Source organism: Cohnella pontilimi, assembly GCF_005049045.1.
Taxonomy (GTDB): Bacteria; Bacillota; Bacilli; order Paenibacillales; family Paenibacillaceae; genus Cohnella; species Cohnella pontilimi.
In genome coordinates this window covers 89,240-110,629 of the sequence record NZ_SUPK01000001.1, presented here as the reverse complement: position 1 = coordinate 110,629, position 21,390 = coordinate 89,240, and the positions used below count along the sequence as shown (strand labels likewise).

Here is a 21,390-nt window from a genome sequence, read left to right as displayed (position 1 = left end):
CCCTTAAGGAAACGGGTGCGGATGCGGATTCAGCTGCTCCGGCGCAAGCGGCCGGTCCGAATATCCGAGCAAGACGGGCACCTTCAGCACCCTGTCCAGCCCGGTGAGCCGGGTCAAGTGATAACCGAACGTCATCGGCAGCATGCCGGGAATGATGACCTTCACGCAATGAAGTCCGTTGCGCAGCGTCTCCCGCGTACTCTGATTCACCACGATGACGTCCAGATTCCAACGGCGAAACGAATCCAGCAGTCTTTTCAAATCGTCCGTCAAATCCGGATTCCAGGGTGCGCGCTCATATAGCTCGCGGAAGGAGCGAAGCGGCCGGTCTTCCTTCAGCAAGAAGTCGAACCGGGTTTCTGCTTGCGGCAGTCCGTACAGCATGGAGTGATCTTCCATTTCCCGAACGAGATACGGATCGTCCAGCATTTTCTCGTAGTCCGCGCGATGGTGCTCGAACTTTCGGTTTTGCGTCAATAGCATGCCAGCGAGCTCGTGCACCGAGCTTTTCGCCGCCCGAACCGGATCCGGATGGGCGCCGGCGGCGCAAATCAGATTCAGCCCTTTGCCCGTTACATTTTTCGCGAACGACCAGACGCTTGGAATTCCGTGCTCCATCGTTGCATCAAACAGAAGCACCTCATATCCCGCAACCGCTCGCAGCCGGCCGCACATCAAGTCCAATTCTTTGTCGCCGGAAGAATACGGATCGATTCTGGGGAGCGGCAGTCGCGCATACCAAGTCATGAGAAAAGAATCTCGTTCCACCACCTCCAAAATGCCGTAAAATATCGCTTCCTCCAAGCTTCCTCCAAGCGCGCAGCCGTTCGAAGTCTCGTACACGAACCCCCGACCGCATCCCGTACTGTAGTAAGCCAGCGCTTCCGGGATGAGAATCGGCTGCTCCCGCTGTAACGACCAGCCCCACACCCAATCCACGGGCTGCTCAGGATCAAACTGCCGAAACGGAAAATTCGGCCTTTCGTATTGTTCAGGTGCATGCAGCCCCACGGATGCCGGATGCAACGCCCGGTCCTCCAAATGGCGGTAGCTGTCCTGGATGACAGTTCGCTTGCCTCGCGGACCGAGGCCGCAGTAACGTTCCAGCCCCTCCAAAATGGCGGTGAGTTTGCTGACCGTATACGAATGAGTGCGTCCCGCCGCTCCTTCGTCGCCCTGGAACAAAGGCAAATTCACGCTCGCATCTGCGAATGGCGATGTGAGATCCTGCATGCCGGCGTTGAGACAGCCGGTTCGGAAGTCCAAGTAGTCATGCGCAAGATGATTCCGCAGCTCATCCATGGGCCGAGAGCGGTAGCTGCCTTCGCCCGCCTTCGGACTCGGCCGCAGCTCGATGCGGGCCAATTCCGCCGAGTCGTCGGGTACATGACCGCATACCGGGCACAACGGATCCGGCAAAATGAAATGTTTGGAGCAACTAAGCGTCTTCAGATGGAGCAGCATCACTTGATTGTCCGATAAAGACGGGGGTCCCGCATTCACTACGCTGCTCGTAATGTCAACCACCAGGTGCGCCATTTGCCGCAGCCCATTCGCGGATGCCCAAACGTCGCGCTCGGGAAGCAGACTGCCGGCAGCTTCGCTGTATCGGAGCTGCCACATTTCCCTTCGGTCGTTGCCGGCCATTAACCTCCGGGAATCCGCGCATTGGGAACAGCCGGATGATTCACCGGGCCGCACCATAGGGCCAATGATCCCTTCGCCGAAAGACGCAAAGGCGCGAAGCCACGGAATGCCGCTTTGCCTGGATACGTCCTCCGCTTGCCGATGAATGTGCGGATTCCATCCGTCGCTTAGCACAAGCAACAAACCCTCCGAACCGGCAAGTTCCGTCAAATCGCTCACCCGTACGAAAGCAATGCCGCTTGATGTCAATTCCCGGCAGGTCAAATCGGCCAGCCGTCCGTCACCCCACACCGCCGTCAGGCCGCTCATGCGGATTCCTCCTCCTCCAGCGTGACACCAAATACGCCGGCAAGGCCTTCTTTCAAAAATGGCTCCATCCTCAGCTCATACACCGCAAGCCGCTTACCGTGCTGCTGCAGCATGTGCCGTGCCGCATGCAGATCGGCAATCGTAAACGCGTCCGTACCGGCCGGAATCGCAAGCTCGGGTCTGCCGTTATCCGCTAGCAGGACCGAAGAAGCCTCCACCGCGCGGACGGTTAGACCATGCGAATCTTCAAGCTGCTCCTTCAATAGTGCCGCCAAAAGAGCGCTGCGCAGTGCCGACGTCCGGTCGAAAGCCACACTTCCGTACCAGCCGTCACCTGTACCGGCCCACATCACCGGAAATCCGAGTATGTCCTCACCGGCCGCAATAACCGGTTCCTTGCGCATAATCTTTAATGACGTAAAATAATACCGTACTCGTTCATCCTGTACCTCCGTCAGCGTCACCGGGAACAACACCGGTCGCCGAGCGGATAATTGCGTGCGGAGCTCCCCCGTCAGGCGTTGAAGAAGGCCCCGGCCTACTGCGTCTTCAAGCGTTGTGCCCGTGCCCACACCGATGTTCGAGGAGACGGAATGTAACCGCGCTGAATAGGCTTCGATACCGGCCAATCCCGCCTCCGTTCGTGCCTCCTCATGGGTGAATCCGCCGCAAAGCCCTTCCGGCAGCAAACCGGCAGGTCCGTGGGATAATGGATCGACGGCTGCTATGCGGCATACGGAAAGCGGCAATTGCCGGAGATCTCCCTCATCCCACAGTTGGAACAAGCCCGTTTCGGGCGATGTGAGCTCCTCGAACCAGGGAAGCAATTCTTTTGAAACTGCAGGACTTTCATCCGATTCCCGCGTCTTTTCTAGGTCGATCGGTCCGATCATTTGGGCATCTCCGGTGACCAGAGGATGAGGAGCAAACGGATGACGCCTGGATTCCAACGTCTCCAGGTTCAGCAAGAACAGCTGATTTTGGAGTTCGAGACCGCCGGTTCCCGAGACCGACTTGAACAATTCGAACGCCAGTACGTTCGCAAGCATCGCTTGCGCGGTTGAAGAGACCGGATTGAGCTCTGGATCCCGTTCCAGCACCGAACGATGCAGGCGGCGCCACGCCGATTCCCAGCAGCCCGGAGAGTCCGGAGACACGAGCGGACCGGCAATGCCCGCATGTCCGATAAACATCGCGGGAAGCAGTACCTTTCTCTCCTCCCGGCAAGCACGATGAAGGGCGCGGAATCGGTCGAGGTTCTCCTCTTCCGCCCCATACACAATCCAATCGAAAGGCGCGACGATCTCACGCCAGTCCGCGTCTTGCTGCGTCGGCGGAGCCAGCTCCTCGACCAGCGATTGCTCATCCCATTGCCGGGAGTACGCGGACAGCTCGGACAGCCGCTCCCGGTGTTCGGGTTCAGCGTCCAGCAGCATCAAATGAAACCGGGTCAACCCGGAGTCCAACAAAGCGGATGCAAGCGACAACCCGAAAGTGCCGGATCCGACGGCCAACACTTTGGCCTGACGATAACCTTGAAACCGGTAACCCCCGGAGCCCTCCAAGTTGTCCAGAAACTCGATCTGAGCCGCAAACCGCCGCTGCACATCATCAGGCAGCCGATGGGGCAAGTCCTCACTCACGTCTCGTACAAACCCGTTTTGAATCAAGGTGTTCGATATTTCATACAATCGGTTCCGATGAGGCTCCGGCAATCCGTCGGTGAGCTCCTCCATCGTGTGCACTCCGTTCCATACAGGGAATAACTTCTCGATCCAGCGGTCCATCATGCTTCCCGTCATGCGGAAGGAGCCGCTGTTATTCCGAAAATAGACACCGCCCTCCCCATCCGGCAAATATGCCGTGTCCCCTTTCACTTTCAAACGCGCAGCAGGGTTCAAACGATTTCACCTCCACTTCTCATCTTATGTAAGCGAAATTGTCTATCATGCGTGAAAAATGGAGAAAAGCCCATGCCGTCCGAAGAACGGCAGGGCTTTTCGGTGAACTCCAATCTTAAAAACAGCGTCCGCAGCGGAAACCGCCGCATCTGAAGCAGCCCCCGCATCTGAAACAGCCCCCGCATCTGAAACCGCCGCAGAAGCCTCCGCAAAAACCTACACAAGAGCCTCCACATAAACCGGCACACGCACCGCCGCACGCACCTGCACACGCACCTGCACACACACCTGCACACACACCTGCACAAACGCCAAATCCCAATCCGAAGCCGATACATAAACGTTCAGCGCCCGGCGGATATTGTGCCTGCGTTTGCGCAGGAATCATCGGTCCCGCCTGATAGGCGGACACTTCCAGGTCCTGAATGCCTTGTTTAAAATCGTCCATCGGGTTTGCCCTCCTCATGATTGTCGAGTCGTATGCCTATCGACAAAATAATGTATGAAGAGGCCTCCGCAGGTGTTCCTAATCAAAGCGCCTAACCTGCAGGATGGAACTGTATAGGAGTACAGACGATGACTTCCGGTCCGAATAAACTGAACATCATACACTTATATGGGGTGTGTTCCGCATGAAAAAGAGCTCGAAGCTTACGAGTTCCGCCAGGCGGCGGATAAGACAGCCTGTCATGGTAATATTCAAGGACGGACGCTGTTATGCCGGATGGATTACCGGAGTGAACAAAGGCAGGATCACGCTGCGCGGCACCCAAACGGGACGACGGCACAAAGCGAAAGTATCCGCATTCCTTCCGGGTATGATGGATGCCATGTTCGGTCCCGGAGGCTCAGGCTTCAACGGTTTTCCGTTCAATGCGCTGCCATTCAATCCGTTTCAGGCAGCTCCACCGTCGAAGGCATCCGGGACGCCGGCGGATTTCGCGACCGGTTTCACCAACTTTATGGGCACAGTGAAAAAAGTATGGCCTGATGTCAAGTTCGGGATCGGGGTCGTACAGCAGATGATTCCGCTCATGAAGGGCTTAGGCAAAGGCTTTAATCTGTAATATCCTCACCCGCCTAAAGAACGCAGGTACGGGGCGACATACATTGTTGAGAACGGATGAATGTCTACGAGGTGATGATGAATAGATCATGAACAAGAGCCAAAAGAAGAATCACGTCCACAGCAAATGGCTAAAAACACGAGTGCTTCTCTCCGATGCTCGGCTTCGAGCGTTAGTACCGGAAACCCGCAGATTAAACGAGGGTTCTCTCAAAAGCATGCTTCGGCGATATCGGATGGTGTATATCAAACCTGTGAGCGGAACGTACGGCAACGGCGTGATGAAAGTGGAGCAGCGCAGCGAATCCGGCCGCCCGAGCTATTCCTGCCACTACTTGGAGAAAAAAAGGTTGTTCCGGTCTTTCCCGGCACTATATGCGTCTATTGTTCGATATAAATGGAACAGCCCTTATTTGGTTCAAAAAGGGATTCGCTTGTTAACCCATCGGGGCAGGGCGTTCGATATCCGGGTGATGGTGCAAAAAAACAGCCGGAACCGTTGGGAGACCACGGGGATCATCGGCCGTGTCGCTTCCCGAGGCAAAATCGTCACGAACTATCACAGCGGGGGGAAACCGATAGATGCACAAACGCTGCTGAAACCGTATTTAAGCACGGAGAGTTTGCACCGATTCAACACGACATTGGCTCTCGTAGGCGCAAAAGCCGCGGAAACGCTGGGTAAAGCGTTTCCCGGCGTCAACATGGTCGGGGCGGATATCGGAATCGATTCGCATTTTCACCCCTGGATCATCGAGTTGAACACGAAGCCGGATCCTTATATTTTCAAACATCTGAAGGACAAGAGCGTGTATTGTAAAGTTCTGCGTTACGCCAAGGCGTTAAGGCGCGTACCATCGACAAACCGAAGACGAATTTTAAAAAATACCCTAAACAGAAAACGGAGGCGTGTCAGTTCCCGCACAGACGCCTCTCGTAACGTTTGAGCTTTCGTATGAACCCGGCCATTCTCCTTTCGTCGGCTAACGCCCGCAGAAATTCCTTTTCCGCCCACTTTTGATCCCGGTTGCCGGAGCGGCGATAGCGGCGAAGAAGCAGATAGCTCGATTGGGGAAAACGCAGCAACGTACGGAGCATGGCGAAGTCTTCTGCCTCTAATCTCAAGACGCTGTGATAACCATCAAGAATGCGCCTGGCGATGGAGAAACGCCAATCGTGTTCTTTGCAGGAGTTGAAAATCACACGATACAAATCGTATGCGCGCAGATCGACCCGCAGCGTTTCGAAATCGATTAAATACAAGCCTTTTGCGTTTCGAATAAAATTGGATGGTCCTCCATCCCCATGACACAAGGCGGCGAGCTTCCGCTTGCGGCATATTCGTTTGTAACCCAGCCTATTTAGCTGGCGCCGGGCAACCCGGGAGTACCGCAGGAGTTCCTGCCCGTGCTCGGACAACAATCGATCCATCGGACGCCGATCCTCTTTTTTCATCGATGCCTTACTCACCAGATCGGACAGGACCCAATGTCTCATGCGCAGCTCCGAGGGCCATTTCCCAAGCTTATTCACCGCTCCCGGCTCAGAGAAACGAACACCTCGGCCGGCCTTATGAAATTGGGCCAGCAACACACCGCACGCTCTCATGTCCTTAGGGGACTGCGGGGAAGGCCATCGGCCGCGGATCCAAGGTACAAGTACGTAGGGGCGTTTATCGGATTTCATTCGGACGAACAGTATACGGCCATACTTGGAGGCGGTTTTGCGCCAAGCGATCCTCTTAAACCCGCTGCGGAGAATCTTGCGCAGCGAACGATCCATCCAGCGAATCGTTGTCAGCGGGACAGGCATCCGCTTCATGCTGTAAGATTGACGCCGACTCCCGACGATACGATAAACTCCTTTCTTCACGCGAATCGTCTTCACCGGCTTCAGTCCGAAGAGCTTGGCCGCCTCAGCGGCTTTCTTATGCTTTGTCGTCATTAAGCCTTCACTCTTTGCCCGGCGCGACGCCGAGCTTTCAGCAAAGTGTCGAATAATGCTTCATATTGCATCGCCCTTTTGGGCCAACTATAACGTTTGGCAAGCCGCTTCGCATTGGCCGCGCGTTGCCGGGTGCCGTTCGGATCCTGCCACATGGCCGTTATGGCACGGCTGATTGCTTGGCTGTCAACCGAACGAATGGTGCGGGCGTTCGTGGTATTTACGAATTGCTTGAGACCTCCCGCACGTGTGGAAACGAGCGGAATACCGTTGGCCATCGCTTCCAGCGCCACCAGACAAAAAGATTCATTTTGACTGGGCACAACGACTGCGCCATAAGAGGAGTACAGGCGTTGTACTTTAGCATGCGGCAAGTGGCCTAACCATCGAATATGGCGAGAGACACCTGCTTTACTGGCTATGGTTCTCAGCCGCTGCTCGTATTGGGCCGATCCCTTGCCGATTACCGTCAGCCGCACTCGCTTATTCCGAGCGGACAGTATGGAAATCGAGCGGATCAAAGGTTCAATGCCTTTGGATTTGATGATCCTGCCGACGAATAACAGATGAAGAGGAGCGATCTTGGTGCCGTCCGATACAGATTGGACGCCATGAGGAATGACGGACACCTTGGACGCGGCGGCGGCATGCTCCTTGAGAATAGATCGTTTTAACCACATACTGGGCACCGTGATTCGATCGGCGTGTCGGAACAAACGATTCTGGCTCTTTTTGCGGGCTGCGTTTTTGCGAGAATTGGATATTAAAGAATGGCACGTATATACAACGGGAATGCGGTATTTTCTTTTATACCATAATGCCGCGGCTGCGAATTCGATACTGTGCACATGAATAATATCAGGCAAGCCGGAAAAGTAACGGTCGGCAGCTCGCTGAAAGAAACGCGTTTGATAAGCGAATCCGTGGAAATACGGTTTGATTTCAGGAATCCGAAGCACGCCCGAACCGTGCTGTTGACTAAAGTGGATGGAACCCGTTGCACTTTTCGTCACCACATTCACTGTCATATTGGATCGGATGAATGCCTTGGTCAATTGCGCGGCAACGGTGCCGACCCCTCCGAAAACTATCGGCGGATATTCTCTTGTCATCACCCAAATATACGGCGATCGTCGTTTCGTCATACCCTTGTCCTCCTCTATTACTATTTCAGTAATGTATGTGAAAATAGAGGACGAGACCTGTGAGAGGGTCTAGACAACAAAAAAATTGGACAAGGCGAATGCGGACAAACGATTCACCGGGGCACCCGATATCTCATACATTATAGTCGCCACTTTATCGGAAGCGGGTGAACGGCTATACGCATTCTCATCATCGCCCCGGAGCAAATTCCCGTACCTCCGGTTCTGGGCGGTTCCGTGGAAATTACCATCTTTGCCGTCGCCAAACAATTGGCGAAGCTTCATTCCGTTACCGTCGTGAGCAGGTCACATTCCCGCTATCCCAGACACTCCGTGGTAGACGGCGTCCATATCTATCGCGTGCCTTCGGGCGGCGCAAAAAAATATTTGGCCCAAGTCCGCCGGTTTCTGCGAGGCAAAAGGTATGACCTGATTCAAATCGATAACCGTCCGCGATTCGTCGCGCCAATCAAACGAATGTTTCCGGCTACGAAGGTTTCCTTGTTTTTACATTCCCTCACGTTCGTAAGCTTGCCATACGCCAGCCGCTCAGCGGCCAGACTCGGATTGAACAAGGCGGATCTCATTTTTGCCAACAGTTCCTCACTCCAGCAGGAGCTATCCCGGCGATTCCCCAGAGCGGCCAAGAAAATAACAAGAGTATGGCTCGGCGTGGACACCCGAAGGTTCAGACCGCCCGAACCCCCCCGGAAGTCGGATGTCTTCACCGTGCTGTTCACGGGACGTCTCATTCCTCGAAAAGGCGTTCCGGTGCTGCTGAAGGCGGTCCATCTGGCCGGCCGGCAAACGTTGAAACCGATCAAGGTCATCATCGCAGGCGGTTCCAACAATCCAAATTATGCGGAGAAGATGCGTGCCTTGGCAGACAGCCTCGGGGTGAATGCCGATTTTCTCGGCACCGTGCCCCATCGCCGCATTCACCTTATTTACCGGAAAGCGGACGTATTCGTCTGTCCTTCGCAAAAGCATGAAGCTTTCGGGCTGGTCAACGTAGAAGCTATGGCGTCAGGATTGCCGGTCATCGCATCCAGTCTGGGAGGAATCAAGGAAATCGTTCACCACGGGAATAATGGCCTGCTCGTGCTCTACTACCGTGAGCCCCAAGCATTTGCGAATGCCCTGATCCGGCTCATGCAAGATCCAGACCTTATGCGCCAAATGAAATATCGAGCCAGAGCCGACTGCGTGGCCAGCTTTAGCTGGTCGGCTACGGCCAAACGGTTGAGCCGGATTTATACTTCAGGATAAAATGGATAGACGGGAAAGCGACCTGCCATTCCGGCCAGGTCGCTTTATTTGCAAAGGAGCTTATCATGAAAAACAATCGGCTGTCTATCCTGCTCGGATGCATCGTCACCCTATGTGTGATGCTGATGTTTCCCCGATTTTCGTATAACGACCCGGACACGTTCTGGCACATCGAGTTGGGACGCTACATGATCGACCACGGAACGGTGCTTCATCACGCCATACATACGTTCTATAACGATCGTCTGCCGTACGTGCCGCACGAATTCGGATTTCAACTGGTCATCGCGGCCTTATACCGGAGCTTCGGCTTGCCCGGCACTTACATTCTAACTGCGGTATGCTTGTTCTTGCTCATCCTCGGGCTGGACAGGCTCACCCGGGTTTCACGCAAAGAGCTGGGCTTGGAAGAGCGCCGGCCGATTTTATTGCTTCTCGTCATGGCGGTCTCCTGCTGGATTTATTACAGTTATTTCACGACCCGTCCGCAGATGGTCTCCTCTTGGATGATCGTTTGGTTTGTTGTTTGCCTACGTGAATTCCAAATTTCCTCCCAACGCAAATACGCGGTATGGATGACCGTCCTGTCTTTGGCGATTTCCAATTTTCATGCCGGCGTATGGCTCGTTCCGGCCGTATTTACGGGGATGGCTGTCCTGGAGTCATTGACGGAAAAAAGGCTGTCCCCGCGCCGTGCGGCAGCTTACTTTGCGATATGGTTGGCGGGGTTATTGAACCCGGGCGGCATCCGCAGCATTTTTTACATCTTGACGGTCACGAAGGGCAATTTCAACATGCTTATCAACGAATGGCAGCCGATCGAGTTTTCCAAGCTCTCCAACTTTCCGATTCTGCTGATTGTGCTGTTTTTTGCGGCCATTCTTCCGTTTGCGCTGCATCGCAAGCCGTTTCGTTTCATGTTCATGCTGGGCATTCTGTATTTAGGAATATCCAGCTACAAGCAAAATCTGTTCCTGTGGCTGTTTATTCCATATTTTGTGGCCACACTTGTCGAACGGGTTCCTTGGATCCGAAATTTACGGATAAGGTTCGAACGGCGTCATCTTCTGCTTAGTCTGGCTGCAGGACTCATCTTTAATGTCGGTTATAATTTTACGTTTCCTGCCCAAGTCGATACTCATCAGTACCCTGTGGAAGAAATGAATTACATATTACGTAAGACACCTCCCGGCATGCGGCCTAAGGTGTTGGCTCCCTACGGCTCGTCGGGTTATGTGATGTATCGCGGAGCGAACGTGCTTTGCGACGGACGTCAAGATCCGTTCGTCACGACCGAATCCAAAGGCGCGCTCGGCTGGACGGCGTTCGAACGTTCCATGTACGGATTCTCCGAATATTTGCCGGAGATCGTCGCTTATGACAAGCCGGATTACGTCATCGCGAGAAATAACGTCTCCTACAAGCTCATGCAGGAATGGAGCAAGCAATTCGGCGCCCCGGTATTCAAAGGCCGCTACGGCAGCGTGTTCGTCATCCGGAAATCATGAGCGGACAGAACAGAGGGAAGTTATGGAACCATGCATGCACCCTCGGTGGACGGGCAAAATAATAGGCGGGACCGCGCGGGCAAGGCAGCAGCGCATCCCCATCATGTAATGAGGGAGTGGGATGAATGGCTGAAAATAACCAACGCAATCGTAAAGGTGCCGGCGTAGACGCCGGTGAAACGGCAGGAACCGTCGGCGGCGCCGTTGTCGGCGGTGCCGTAGGTTCTGTTGCCGGCCCGCTGGGAACAGCTGCAGGCGCAGTCGCGGGCGGTGCTCTTGGCAACCAAATGGGTGAGGGCGGCATGGGCAACAACGACGCGAAAAACGCGTTCGGCAATGCCGGCAACGAAAACGCTGCGAACCAGAACGAAGAAAATAATCAAAGCTGACGGAAAAACAGGTCCAGGGACGATCCCTGTGACCTGTTTTTTTGTTCGCCGTTCTTTAATTCCGATTCAGCAAATGATTCAAGGAGTCGGCGAAATACCGGAGCATGTCGGCGGTGCCGAGTTCTTCGCTGAAATCTTCGATGCCGATGGAGCCGCTGTAACCGACGGCCTTCAAATCCGCGATCACCTGCGCCCAGTCGACGATGCCTTTATGCAGTCCCGTCCAACGCACGCTCCAGCGAACCGGGCCGTCTCCTGCCCCATCCTCCGTTTTCGTCCATACCCCGTTCTTGGCGTGCACATGTGCCAAATAGGGGCCGAGCAGCTCCATCCCCATCCGGTAATTCTCAAAGCCCTCATGCACCATGTTGCCCGGATCGTACAGCACCCCGATCCATTCCGGGTCGGTGCCTTCGATGGCGCGATAAGCCGCCGATGCGCTTGCCGTGATGGTCACGTGGTGGGTTTCGATTAATCCTTTGACGCCGTATTCGCGGCAAAGCGCTTCCGCCTGCTTGAGGTAAGCGCGCTGCTCCTGCAGCAAGTCGGGATACGGGCGAGTCCGGTCATAACGATGGACCCCGAGACGGATGAACGAGGCGCCGAGCTTCGCCGCAGCCTGCAGCACCCGCTCGGTGCCGGCCAAATCGCCGCAGTTCAAGTAGGGCACCACAGCGAGCGAGCTCATTCCGTTGCTTTCCGCGGCATCGCGGAACGTTTGCAGCTGCGTATCGTCCCAACGCGTAGGAATCGAGCAGCGGTTGTTCCCCCAGAAGGACGGCGCGGCATTCACCTGATCGGCAGGCACGTCCTGATACCTCCACTCGATGCCGTGAAGTCCGGCATCCTTGGCTGCGGCAGCCAGCTGCTGTGGAGTGAAGTCCGGTGTCGCCACTGTAAATACGGATAATCGGATATCGGTCATTTCAGCCAACCTCCCGGTATGTTGATCGCCTTCGCCTGCGCCAGGAGGCACAGCTCAGCCGCTTTAAAAGCATGCTCCTGTGTCATCGCACGTTCCGTCCGGTTCAGGACGTCCAGTATCAATTCCCCGAAAAATGGAAAGCCGACTTGGCCTGTCAAGCTAAGCCGGGTTTCTCCTTCGCCGTTGACCAGATACAGCTGGTCGCCGTCCGAATCCCGCGCAATATCGACGTATTTTCGCAATTCGATATAGCCATCGGTTCCGAGAATGACCGTTCTGCCGTCTCCCCAGGTCGAGAGGCCGGCCGGCGTCAGCCAATCCACACGAAAATAATGCGTGACCCCGTTATCTCCGAGCAGCGTCGCATCCCCGTAGTCTTCCAGCTCCGGATATTCCGGTCTGTGGTAGTTTCCGACCTTGCTGTGGAGCACTTGAGCATCTTTGCAGCCCCCGTAAAACAGAAATTGCTCGATTTGGTGGCTGCCGATATCGCAAAGAATGCCTCCGTAGCGTTCTTTCTCGAAAAACCATGCTGGCCGGGCAGGCGCGTTTAACCGGTGAGGACCGAGACCCAGCACTTGAACTACGCGGCCGATAGCCCCGTCTTGGATCAGCTGCCCCGCGAATACGGCGCTTTCCGAGTGAAGCCGCTCGCTGTAATATACCATGTACTTCCGCCCCGTTCGGGCGCAGACTCTCTTGGCCTCGGCCAATTGCTCCAGTGTAGTGAAGGGAGTTTTATCCGTAAAATAATCCTTTCCATGCTCCATCACACGGACACCGAGAGGTCCCCTCACATTGGGAACGGCTGCGGCCGCCACGAGCCGAATTTCGGAATCCTGCAGAACCTGCTCCAGAGATTCGGCGGGTTTTACATCCGGATAAGTGTTGAGAAAAGCATCCACCTTGGCGGGATCCGGATCATATACCCATTTGAGCGAGGCCCCAGCTTCGATCAAACCGTTGCACATCCCGTAAATATGCCCGTGATCCAACGACACCGCCGCAAATACGAATTCGCCCTTGTCTACAACAGGGCGCGGTTTTCCTTGCGGCGCATAATTCATCCCGTCTTTGCGGCTCATGATTGAACTCCTCCGGAGGTACGAATGCGCTCCTGCAATAGGTTGTAAAACAAATCTTCGTCCAGCGGCAGCTCCGCCCAATCATCCGTCCACGCGGACAACAGCATCGCATTCGACAACATCAAGCCCTTGATGCCTTCTTCCCCAGGCGCGAGCAGCGGCGTACCGGACTGGATCGCCTGTACCCAATCCTTCGTAATGCCCTTATGCTGCTCCCCCTCTCCGGGTTCCAGCGGAATTTCAACGGTCTGGTATTCGGGCTGTCCGAAGCCTCCCGTATATGTAGCATTAAATTCGGTTTCAGACTTCTCGTTGCGCCAGAAAGTCATCCGTCCGCCTTCCATGACAATCTTGCCCCGGTCGCCCGTCACCTCGAACCGGTTCGTGCCCGGCGTCTCGCAGGTAGAAGTGATGAACACGGCCGTGGCTCCGTTCTCGTATTCGGCATAGGCGGTCACTTCATTCTCCACCTCGATGTCGCGGTGTTTGCCGAACGAGCAGAAAGCCCGGATGCGCTTGGGCATCATGCCCGTTGTCCATTGCCACAAATCCAGCTGATGAGGCGCCTGATTGATGAGCACGCCTCCGCCTTCCCCGGCCCAGGACGCCCGCCAGCCGCCGGAATTATAATAGCTTTGAGACCGGTACCAGTCCGTAATAATCCAGTTCAGCCGGCGAATTTCGCCGAGTTCGCCTTGCCGGATCATCTCCCTGAGCTTTCGGTACATCGGATTGGTGCGCTGATTGTACATAATGCCGAATACCAGGCCGGAACGGGATGCCTCCTCGTTCATTTCCCGCACCTGACGCGTATGCACGCCGGCAGGTTTCTCAATCAACACGTGAAGCGAATTCCGGAATGCTTGAATCGCAAGCTCGGGATGGCTGTAATGGGGCGTACAAATGAGAACGCCATCTATCGAACCGGACGTGAGCAAAGCTTCCGGATCCTCATAACGCTGAACTCCGTCGCCTAATGTTTCCGCTGCCCATTGGAGCCTCTCTGGACGAGGATCGCTAATGGCGGTCAGCTCCGCCCCTTCCACTTCGCCTTTCGCTAAATACTGGGCGTGCCCCGTTCCCATGTTCCCGAGTCCGATAATGCCGATACGTACCTTTTTCATGTATGCTGCGCCTCCTCGACTTCACGTTGACGAAAGTGAAACCCCTTCGATTTTCATCCTCATTCTATCATGATGGGCCGTCCGCGTCTCCGACGTATTCTCTATCTCATGACGATGTGTATGGTCATGACCAATCTGAACGTGATCCCCTAAAATTACGGTGAATAGATCATTACCCATTCGCACATTCGCTCCTATACGTAATATACAAAATCATGTAAATGTCTTGGGAGGTCTGGGATTGATAATAACTGCTCTTGGTCACGCAGGGTTCTGTGTCGAAACAGAGAAGGCCATCATTATTATGGATCCATGGGTGTCAACGAACGGTGCATTTGATTCTGCATGGTTTCAATACCCTTGCAATCATCATATGGCGTCCTTCATCCAAGAAAAACTACAGAATACAAGCAAACAAAGGTATATCTACATTAGTCACGAACACAAGGATCATTTTGATCCCTCGTTTCTGAGAAGCTTACAAACGAATGATTTTACTTTCGTAATCGGGCGGTTTCGACGAACCGCATTATATGACGCGCTTTTGAAATGTGAATGTAAAGAAATTATTCGCTGTACTGACGGTCAAACCATTCAGATTCCGGGCGGAACGATAACCCTATACATTGATGACTCTGAAATCGAACGGGATTCTGCAATCCTTGTCAAGGCGGACGGTCAAAGCTTTTTAAATCAAAACGATTGTAAAATCTTCGATCGACTGTCCGAAATCATGACAGAACATGGTACGATCGACGTGTACACCGCACAATATTCAGGGGCTACTTGGCATCCTGTGTGCTATGACTATCCGAAAAAGAACTACACCGCTATCTCGATACGAAAACGGAGCAGTAAATTCGAAGCCGTTGCACGTGCGATTGAGACCCTTAACCCAAGAGTGTACTTCACTTCTGCTGGACCCCCCTGTTTTTTAGATCCCCTTCTGTTTCACATTAACTTCGAGCGGATTAACATTTTTCCCCGTGGGCAAGTCTTTCTCGATTACCTTAAAAAACGTTTAAAGAAGACTCCGACCAAGTTCTCTGAACCTATGCCTGTAGATCAACTAGATGCCGCCACTGGGGAATGGGTATTTCTTTCCTCCGAACGAGTCACAGAAAAAAACTACGAGGCCTACATTCGGGCATATGCTGCACGATTTGAACCCCTATTCCGCAGCCGCCGAGATTTGGTGAATGCTCAAGAACTCCCAACCCTCTTCGAAAATTTAAAAACTGCACTCGTCGAGAAATTGCAAAAGTTGACTTTAAGGGACCGAGTAAAGATTCCGCTGTATTTCCGTCTTTCCGACTATCTAGAGCGAATGATCCGTGTTGATTTTCAAGCGAATAAGGTGGAAGACGCTGCGGAGATTCTCGAGGAAAATTACTATTCCATCTCTACCCCTTCGTGGGAAATTGCGCGAGTTCTCGATGGCCGCCTAACCTGGGAGGATTTTACACTGACATTTCGAATGCAGTTGAAGAGAGACCCGGATGTATACCATGTCGTGATCCACGGATTTTTAACGATGGAACCGGATGATATGAATGCATTTTGTTCAAAAGTGCTCAACAGCGAAGCGAATTGTGAGCGTGTGCTCGTTGAAGCCGGCGGCCGGAGATACTCCATCAATCGCTACTGTCCACATGCGGGAGCAGATTTAACCGGCGGCTGGATAGAAAAAGATCGCTTTCTTGTATGTCCCAGACATCGGTGGATGTTCGACTTAGAAGAAGATGGACGTTGTTTAAATAGTGATGCATCCATCGATGCGGTTGAGGTCGAAGACAATTAAGGATTATTTTCTTACGTTAACACCGTTCGGAAGCGCTAATCCGAACGGTGTTTTTCATTGACAGACCGACGTTTATGGAATGCCTATATGCAGACTACGCTTGTTAATTTCGTATGAGTGATTACTCACTTTACAATTCGTCGTTTTCGCCATAAAATGGAACCATCTACCAAGTGAGTGATTACTCACATCCGAGGAGAGTGTTTCCATGCACGTGGTCGACGTTCTAAGCGTCACCCGCCGATTCGGCGCCAAAACTGTGTTGAAAGACGTCACTTTAAGCGTTGAGCGCGGCGAGATTTTCGGGCTGCTCGGTCCCTCCGGCTCGGGCAAAACGACGCTGATCAAGCTGATGACCGGCATCGACAAATCGGACGAAGGCACTGTGCGCATGCTCGGCGAACAGATGCCGAAGCTTGCCATGCTGCAACGGTTCGGTTACATGGCGCAATCGGATGCGCTGTATCAGGAGCTGACCGCACTGGAAAACCTGCAGTTCTTCGCTTCCCTGTACGGCTTGTCGGGGAGCCGCAGGAAAGAGCGGATCCAAGCCGCCATGAAGGTCGTCGACTTGCTGGACCACCTGAACAAACCGGTTGCCGCGTATTCCGGCGGTATGAAACGCAGGCTATCACTTGCGATCTCGCTGCTGCACGAACCGGAGTTGCTCATCCTTGACGAGCCGACGGTCGGCATCGATCCGGTACTCCGCCAATCGATTTGGAACGAGTTAACCGCGCTGAAGGAGCGAGGCACGACGATCATTTTGACGACGCATGTGATGGATGAAGCGGAAAAATGCGATCGGATCGGCCTGATCCGAAACGGAGAACTCACAGCCGTGGATTCACCGGAAGGCCTGAAATCCGCGAGCGGTACAGATTCGCTCGAACAGGCGTTTATCGTACTTGGGGGAGGTGTCCGCGCATGAGAACACGCGCATTGGCCATTCGAATCATTCGTCAATTTCTGCGGGATAAGCGGACACTTGCTCTTCTGTTCCTCGCTCCGCTGCTCGTGCTCACACTGATGCACTTTGTGTTTAACGGCCAGCAAGTGAAGCCTCACATCGGCGTGGCCGGGATTGCTCCGCAAATGTATGAATCCTTGAACATCAAAGACGCGAATCTCACTTCGTACGATAACCAAAAAGACGCCGAAAAAGCGTTAAAGAACGGCGATCTGGATGCGGTATTTTCAATCGTGAACGGACAGCCCGCCATCCTCATGGAAGGCAGCGATCCGGCTGTGAGCCGGTCGGTCATACTGGTTCTGCAAAAGGCGCTGCAAGTGAACTTGAACGTGCCGAAGCCGAACGTGTCTTACTTGCACGGCGGTGAAGACTTATCCTCATTCGATTCGTTCGGACCGGTCCTCATCGGCTTTTTCTCCTTCTTCTTCGTCTTCCTGCTGGCCGGCGTGGCCTTCTTGCGGGAACGGACAACCGGCACGCTTGAACGTCTGATGGCGACGCCGATCCGCCGATCCGAAGTCGTGGGCGGTTACTTGCTCGGATTCGGGGTTTTCACCTTACTGCAGGCTTCGCTGATTGCCTGGTACTCCATCAGCGTGCTCGGCATGTATATGGTCGGTGCCGTGGGGCTTGTACTGCTCGTAAATCTGCTGCTCACGCTGACGGCTCTTACGCTCGGCACGCTGTTGTCTTCCTATGCGAGAAGCGAATTCCAAATCATTCAATTCATCCCGATCGTCATCGTCCCGCAAGTATTTTTCTCCGGGTTGTTTAATCTCGACGCCATGGAGCCATGGCTGCAAAAAATCAGCTACGCCATGCCTCTGTACTATGGCGCGGATGCCATGCGAAGCATTATGATACGCGGGGAAGCCTTCTCCGACATTCAACTCGATATTTTCGTGCTGCTCGGTTTCTCAATTCTGTTTGCTCTTCTTAATATTTTGGCATTGAAAAAACAGCGGGCCATCTGAACCCGGACGATTCCCGAAAGGAGCGGTCCATATGAACCAGCCGATGGAGCCTTGGATGGAAGAACTATTGCACGGCGAAGATTCCGGCGATAAAATGACGGAGAAGCAAGCCCGGATTTTCGAAGCCGCCATCGAAGTATTTGCCGAGAAAGGATTTTCCGGTTCCTCGACGAGCGAAATCGCCCAGCGGGCAGGCGTCGCCGAGGGGACGATTTTCCGGCATTACAAGACGAAAAAAGATCTGCTCATCTCCATCGTGGCCCCGGCCATGGTCCGTTTGATCGCTCCCTTCGTGCTCCGGGAATTCCGTGATATTTTCAAGACGGAGTACGACAGCGTCGAACCGTTTCTGCGGGCCGTCATTGAAAACCGGATCGAATTTCTTGAGAAAAACAAGCGGCTGTTCAAAATCTTGATTCAAGAAATTCCTTTTCACCCGGAAATGCAGGCCCAGCTGGAGAAAATCGTATTTTCCCAATTGAAACAGCGCATTGAAAAAGTGTTCTCCAAATTCCAGGCCGACGGCATCGTAGTGGACTGGCCCACTTCCACCATTATGCGGCTTGCCGCTTCGGCCATTATGAGTTATGTTGTTTTTCGGACGTTCTTCAGCCAGCGCGACGGCGTTGTCTGGGACGACGCCAGAGAGCGTGAAGCGACGATCGACTTCATCGTTAAAGGTTTGACACCATGAATCTGCATCTGAAAGGAACTTGAGGTTGAAAAATTCATCTCCCCCCATCACGCCGATCATTCCGCTTCTCGTCGGCATGATCGCCATTTCATTCGCTCCCATTCTTGTCCGTTATTCCGATGCCCCGGTCTCCGTTCAAGGTATGTATCGCATGCTGTTTACCGTGATACTGGTACTGCCGTTCGGTATGAAGCAGCAGCTTCGCACATTAGGCGCTATTAAACTGAAAGATTGGATGCTGCTCGGATTGGCGGGGTTTTTCCTGGCGCTGCATTTTTTGCTGTGGATGGCCTCCTTGGACTATACGTCCATCGCCAGCTCGACGATTATTCTGGCATTGGAACCGGTGTTCGTCATGATCGGAGCCTTCTTCATCTTCAAGGACAGAACGAGCCGGACGGCCTTGATCGGAATGGCCGTCGCGTTCATCGGCGTCTGCTTCGTCGGTTCGGGGGACATGGGTGTTTCGAAGTCGGCGTTTTGGGGGGATTGGCTGTCTTTCTTCGGCACAGTTGCGGTGGCCGTTAACATGCTGCTCGCCAAAGAAATTTTGAAACGGGTATCCTCATACCAGTACAGCCTCATCGTTTTTGCGGTATGTGTCATTTGTTTCTTCTTGTACAACGTCTTTACGGGCATTCCGATGACCGGCTATCCGGCTAAAGAATGGCTGACGTTCGTCTTGCTCGCCATCGTTCCGACCGTATTCGGACATATGATATTTAACTGGCTGTTGAAATACGTACCGCCGACCACCATCTCCATGTCGGTGCTCGCGGAACCCGTCGGCTCCAGCTTGCTCGGCATGCTGCTGTTCCGCGAGATGATCGGCGGATTCCAATTTGCCGGCGGTGCCTTGGTCATCATCGGGCTGCTGCTGTACTTGAAATCGGAACGCAACCTGGAGGCGCAGCCGGTGGAAACCGGGACATGAGGCGAAACAAACGGACCGTTCGACGAACGGTCCGTTTGCTATATGCTGCGATTATTATGCGCGAATCTCAAATCGGTCGCCCGGCGCCATAACCCGACCTTTTCGTCCTCGAGCTTCCAGCTGCTGTATGAAGGCTTCCGCGTCCTGGCGGATCGGCGGGAACGAGTTATAATGCACGGGAACGACCAGCTTGGCGCCGTACCATTCCGCCGCTTGAAGCGCGTCTTCCGGCCCCATCGTAAAATGGTCGCCGATCGGAATGAACGCGACGTCGATGGTATTCCGCTCGCCGATCAGCTTCATGTCGCTGAACAGCGACGTATCGCCGGTATGCAGGATGGTCAGTCCCTCCGCACGGATAAGAAAACCCGCCGGCATCCCCGCGTAAATGATTTTCCCTTCCTCCAGATTAATGGAGGAACTATGGAAGGCGTGGATCATTTTCGCTTGGGCAAATCCCATATCGTAGGTTCCGCCCATATTCATGCCCATCGTCTTTAAGCCCTTCCAGGACATGTATTGCGCCAGTTCGAAAATGGCCACTACGGTTGCGTCATTGGCCTTGGCGATCGGCTCCGCATCCAAAATATGATCGGTATGACCGTGCGTAAGCAGTATGTATTCCGCCTGGATGTCCTCCGGTTTGGTGACGGCCAGCTCATTCCCGCGAAGAAAAGGATCGATCACCAGCGATTTCCCCCCGGTGATCAGCTGCACGCATGAATGCCCGTGATAAACGATTTCCACGTTTCTTCACTCCTCCTCCATATACACTTCCTTTGTCCTTCTATATTTTACTCTACCTTCACCGGCAGTTTCCAATCGGACGCCGCCCGCAAGGCCGAATAACGAAGGCGAACAAGTATATAATACAGGTGCTCAATCTTACCTGCATGGAGGACTGGTCGGGATGATCAAATGGCTGAACCGGGTCAATCTGATCTGGTTGTTTGTCTTATTCCTCGTGTTCCACGTCATCCTGTATTATTCACTGGGCAACGACAATTGGTTCTCCGTCGCGCTGCTCGCATCGCTCGTCGATACCGGGATCGCCGCTGTCCTGCAATTCGTATTTCGAGAAGAAAAGCGGGGTGTCAGGTAACGCTTATTTAAAGCTTTTCCAATCCTGCTTGCTGTTGTTCAGCAAATACTCGAAATCGTTCTCCAGCTGCTTCTGCTCTGCCTGACGCTCCTGTTCCGCAAGCTTCCGCTGCTCTTCCCGCTTCTGCGCTTCCTCCGCCTTCAAAGCTTCGGCCCTGGCCTTCAGCTGGGCCACCGTATCAGTGCCGAGCACCTCTTGAAGCGTGGCCGGCTTATCCTCGCTGGGCGGCTTCCGCCCGGAAGCCGCCTGTTTTTTCTTCCCCATTACAGTTGCACCTCCCCCAAGCTTACCGGTTCAGCAAAATGACGAACGCGGCGATCGCGATCACCATAGTTACGATGTACAACAAAGTTAATCTTGTCAGCTTCCTGCCCGTTTTGTGCTCGTAATTCGGATCGCCTTCCTTGTTCGCTTTTGAAAAGCCGACCCACAGCGTCGCGACCAGACCGACCAAGCCCACCACGGCTACCGCTGACATAAGTAAAATGACGTCCATCTCGAAATCCCGCCTCATCGTTCGTTGAAGTTTTCTTTATTATGGGTAAATACAAGTACCTTGCTTCGGCCGCATGGCCGTGAAACCCTCCAAAGGAGGCTATT

General features: G+C 53.8%; 21 protein-coding genes. 11 read left to right on the top strand and 10 right to left on the bottom strand.

All coding sequences use genetic code 11. The features are described from left to right. Positions 1-3 precede the first annotated feature (3 nt). Positions 4-1,956, bottom strand: coding sequence for a TOMM precursor leader peptide-binding protein (locus tag E5161_RS00620; protein ID WP_136775662.1), 1,953 nt, complete (start codon positions 1,954-1,956; stop codon positions 4-6). Further along, positions 1,953-3,857 (bottom strand): putative thiazole-containing bacteriocin maturation protein, encoded by a 1,905-nt coding sequence (locus E5161_RS00615; protein WP_136775661.1) that lies wholly within the window; start codon positions 3,855-3,857, stop codon positions 1,953-1,955. The genes E5161_RS00620 and E5161_RS00615 overlap by 4 nt, the downstream gene beginning before the upstream one ends. A 632-nt stretch (positions 3,858-4,489) precedes the next feature. Between E5161_RS00615 and E5161_RS00605 the strand changes: the two genes are divergently transcribed. Both E5161_RS00605 and E5161_RS00600 read left to right on the top strand, forming a co-directional pair. Next, positions 4,490-4,924, top strand: coding sequence for a hypothetical protein (locus E5161_RS00605; RefSeq protein WP_136775660.1), 435 nt, complete (start codon positions 4,490-4,492; stop codon positions 4,922-4,924). 88 nt (positions 4,925-5,012) lie between these two features. After that, positions 5,013-5,870 carry a YheC/YheD family protein gene (locus E5161_RS00600; RefSeq protein ID WP_136775659.1) on the top strand — a complete coding sequence of 286 codons (858 nt, stop codon included), beginning with the start codon at positions 5,013-5,015 and terminating at the stop codon, positions 5,868-5,870. Here the strand turns inward: E5161_RS00600 and E5161_RS00595 are convergent. Continuing rightward, positions 5,836-6,867: a phosphotransferase gene (locus E5161_RS00595; RefSeq protein WP_136775658.1), complete on the bottom strand. Its 1,032-nt coding sequence runs from the start codon at positions 6,865-6,867 to the stop codon at positions 5,836-5,838. The two genes, E5161_RS00600 and E5161_RS00595, sit on opposite strands and share 35 nt — an antisense overlap. Then, positions 6,867-8,012 (bottom strand): glycosyltransferase family 4 protein, encoded by a 1,146-nt coding sequence (locus E5161_RS00590; RefSeq protein WP_136775657.1) that lies wholly within the window; start codon positions 8,010-8,012, stop codon positions 6,867-6,869. The genes E5161_RS00595 and E5161_RS00590 overlap by 1 nt, the downstream gene beginning before the upstream one ends. 237 nt (positions 8,013-8,249) lie before the next feature. Here E5161_RS00590 and E5161_RS00585 point away from each other — a divergent pair, with 237 nt between their 5' ends. The 3 genes from E5161_RS00585 (at position 8,250) to E5161_RS00575 (ending at position 11,178) form a co-directional block, all read left to right on the top strand. Then, complete coding sequence (locus tag E5161_RS00585; protein WP_246042045.1) at positions 8,250-9,281, top strand: glycosyltransferase family 4 protein; 1,032 nt, start codon at positions 8,250-8,252, stop codon at positions 9,279-9,281. A gap of 65 nt (positions 9,282-9,346) precedes the next feature. Further along, complete coding sequence (locus E5161_RS00580; RefSeq protein WP_136775655.1) at positions 9,347-10,789, top strand: YfhO family protein; 1,443 nt, start codon at positions 9,347-9,349, stop codon at positions 10,787-10,789. 125 nt (positions 10,790-10,914) lie between these two features. Further along, on the top strand, positions 10,915-11,178 hold the full coding sequence (locus tag E5161_RS00575) for a hypothetical protein (protein WP_136775654.1): 264 nt from the start codon (positions 10,915-10,917) through the stop codon (positions 11,176-11,178). A 55-nt stretch (positions 11,179-11,233) separates the two neighbouring features. On the opposite strand, the gene E5161_RS00570 is transcribed toward E5161_RS00575, so the two are convergent. From E5161_RS00570 to E5161_RS00560, 3 genes are read right to left on the bottom strand one after another with little or no spacing between them, the layout of a single operon-like run. Next, the gene (locus tag E5161_RS00570; RefSeq protein ID WP_136776369.1) at positions 11,234-12,094 is read right to left on the bottom strand and encodes a sugar phosphate isomerase/epimerase family protein; all 861 of its coding nucleotides are present in this window, start codon (positions 12,092-12,094) and stop codon (positions 11,234-11,236) included. Between the two features lie 5 nt (positions 12,095-12,099). Next, positions 12,100-13,188, bottom strand: a complete 1,089-nt coding sequence (locus E5161_RS00565) for a Gfo/Idh/MocA family protein (RefSeq protein WP_136775653.1) — start codon at positions 13,186-13,188, stop codon at positions 12,100-12,102. Further along, positions 13,185-14,312: a Gfo/Idh/MocA family protein gene (locus E5161_RS00560; protein ID WP_136775652.1), complete on the bottom strand. Its 1,128-nt coding sequence runs from the start codon at positions 14,310-14,312 to the stop codon at positions 13,185-13,187. Before E5161_RS00560 ends, E5161_RS00565 begins: the two co-directional genes overlap by 4 nt. Positions 14,313-14,553: 241 nt before the next feature. Between E5161_RS00560 and E5161_RS00555 the strand changes: the two genes are divergently transcribed. The 5 genes from E5161_RS00555 to E5161_RS00535 all read left to right on the top strand — a co-directional run bounded on the left by E5161_RS00555 (position 14,554) and on the right by E5161_RS00535 (position 19,688). Next, positions 14,554-16,113 (top strand): Rieske 2Fe-2S domain-containing protein, encoded by a 1,560-nt coding sequence (locus E5161_RS00555; RefSeq protein ID WP_136775651.1) that lies wholly within the window; start codon positions 14,554-14,556, stop codon positions 16,111-16,113. A 208-nt stretch (positions 16,114-16,321) separates the two neighbouring features. Further along, positions 16,322-17,044: an ABC transporter ATP-binding protein gene (locus tag E5161_RS00550; protein ID WP_136775650.1), complete on the top strand. Its 723-nt coding sequence runs from the start codon at positions 16,322-16,324 to the stop codon at positions 17,042-17,044. Continuing rightward, positions 17,041-18,060, top strand: coding sequence for an ABC transporter permease (locus tag E5161_RS00545; protein WP_136775649.1), 1,020 nt, complete (start codon positions 17,041-17,043; stop codon positions 18,058-18,060). Before E5161_RS00550 ends, E5161_RS00545 begins: the two co-directional genes overlap by 4 nt. A gap of 31 nt (positions 18,061-18,091) precedes the next feature. Then, positions 18,092-18,754: a TetR/AcrR family transcriptional regulator gene (locus tag E5161_RS00540; RefSeq protein ID WP_136775648.1), complete on the top strand. Its 663-nt coding sequence runs from the start codon at positions 18,092-18,094 to the stop codon at positions 18,752-18,754. Between the two features lie 25 nt (positions 18,755-18,779). Next, on the top strand, positions 18,780-19,688 hold the full coding sequence (locus E5161_RS00535) for a DMT family transporter (protein ID WP_136775647.1): 909 nt from the start codon (positions 18,780-18,782) through the stop codon (positions 19,686-19,688). A gap of 54 nt (positions 19,689-19,742) precedes the next feature. Here the strand turns inward: E5161_RS00535 and E5161_RS00530 are convergent, their stop codons facing one another. Next, positions 19,743-20,435 (bottom strand): metal-dependent hydrolase, encoded by a 693-nt coding sequence (locus tag E5161_RS00530; RefSeq protein WP_136775646.1) that lies wholly within the window; start codon positions 20,433-20,435, stop codon positions 19,743-19,745. Between the two features lie 163 nt (positions 20,436-20,598). On the opposite strand from E5161_RS00530, the gene E5161_RS00525 reads away from it, so the two are divergent. Continuing rightward, positions 20,599-20,790, top strand: coding sequence for a hypothetical protein (locus E5161_RS00525; RefSeq protein ID WP_136775645.1), 192 nt, complete (start codon positions 20,599-20,601; stop codon positions 20,788-20,790). 3 nt (positions 20,791-20,793) lie between these two features. On the opposite strand, the gene E5161_RS00520 is transcribed toward E5161_RS00525, so the two are convergent. Together E5161_RS00520 and E5161_RS00515 are read right to left on the bottom strand one after the other, a co-directional pair. Beyond that, the gene (locus E5161_RS00520; RefSeq protein ID WP_136775644.1) at positions 20,794-21,054 is read right to left on the bottom strand and encodes a YqkE family protein; all 261 of its coding nucleotides are present in this window, start codon (positions 21,052-21,054) and stop codon (positions 20,794-20,796) included. A 22-nt stretch (positions 21,055-21,076) separates the two neighbouring features. Next, the gene (locus E5161_RS00515) at positions 21,077-21,286 is read right to left on the bottom strand and encodes a hypothetical protein (RefSeq protein WP_136775643.1); all 210 of its coding nucleotides are present in this window, start codon (positions 21,284-21,286) and stop codon (positions 21,077-21,079) included. Positions 21,287-21,390: the final 104 nt, after the last annotated feature.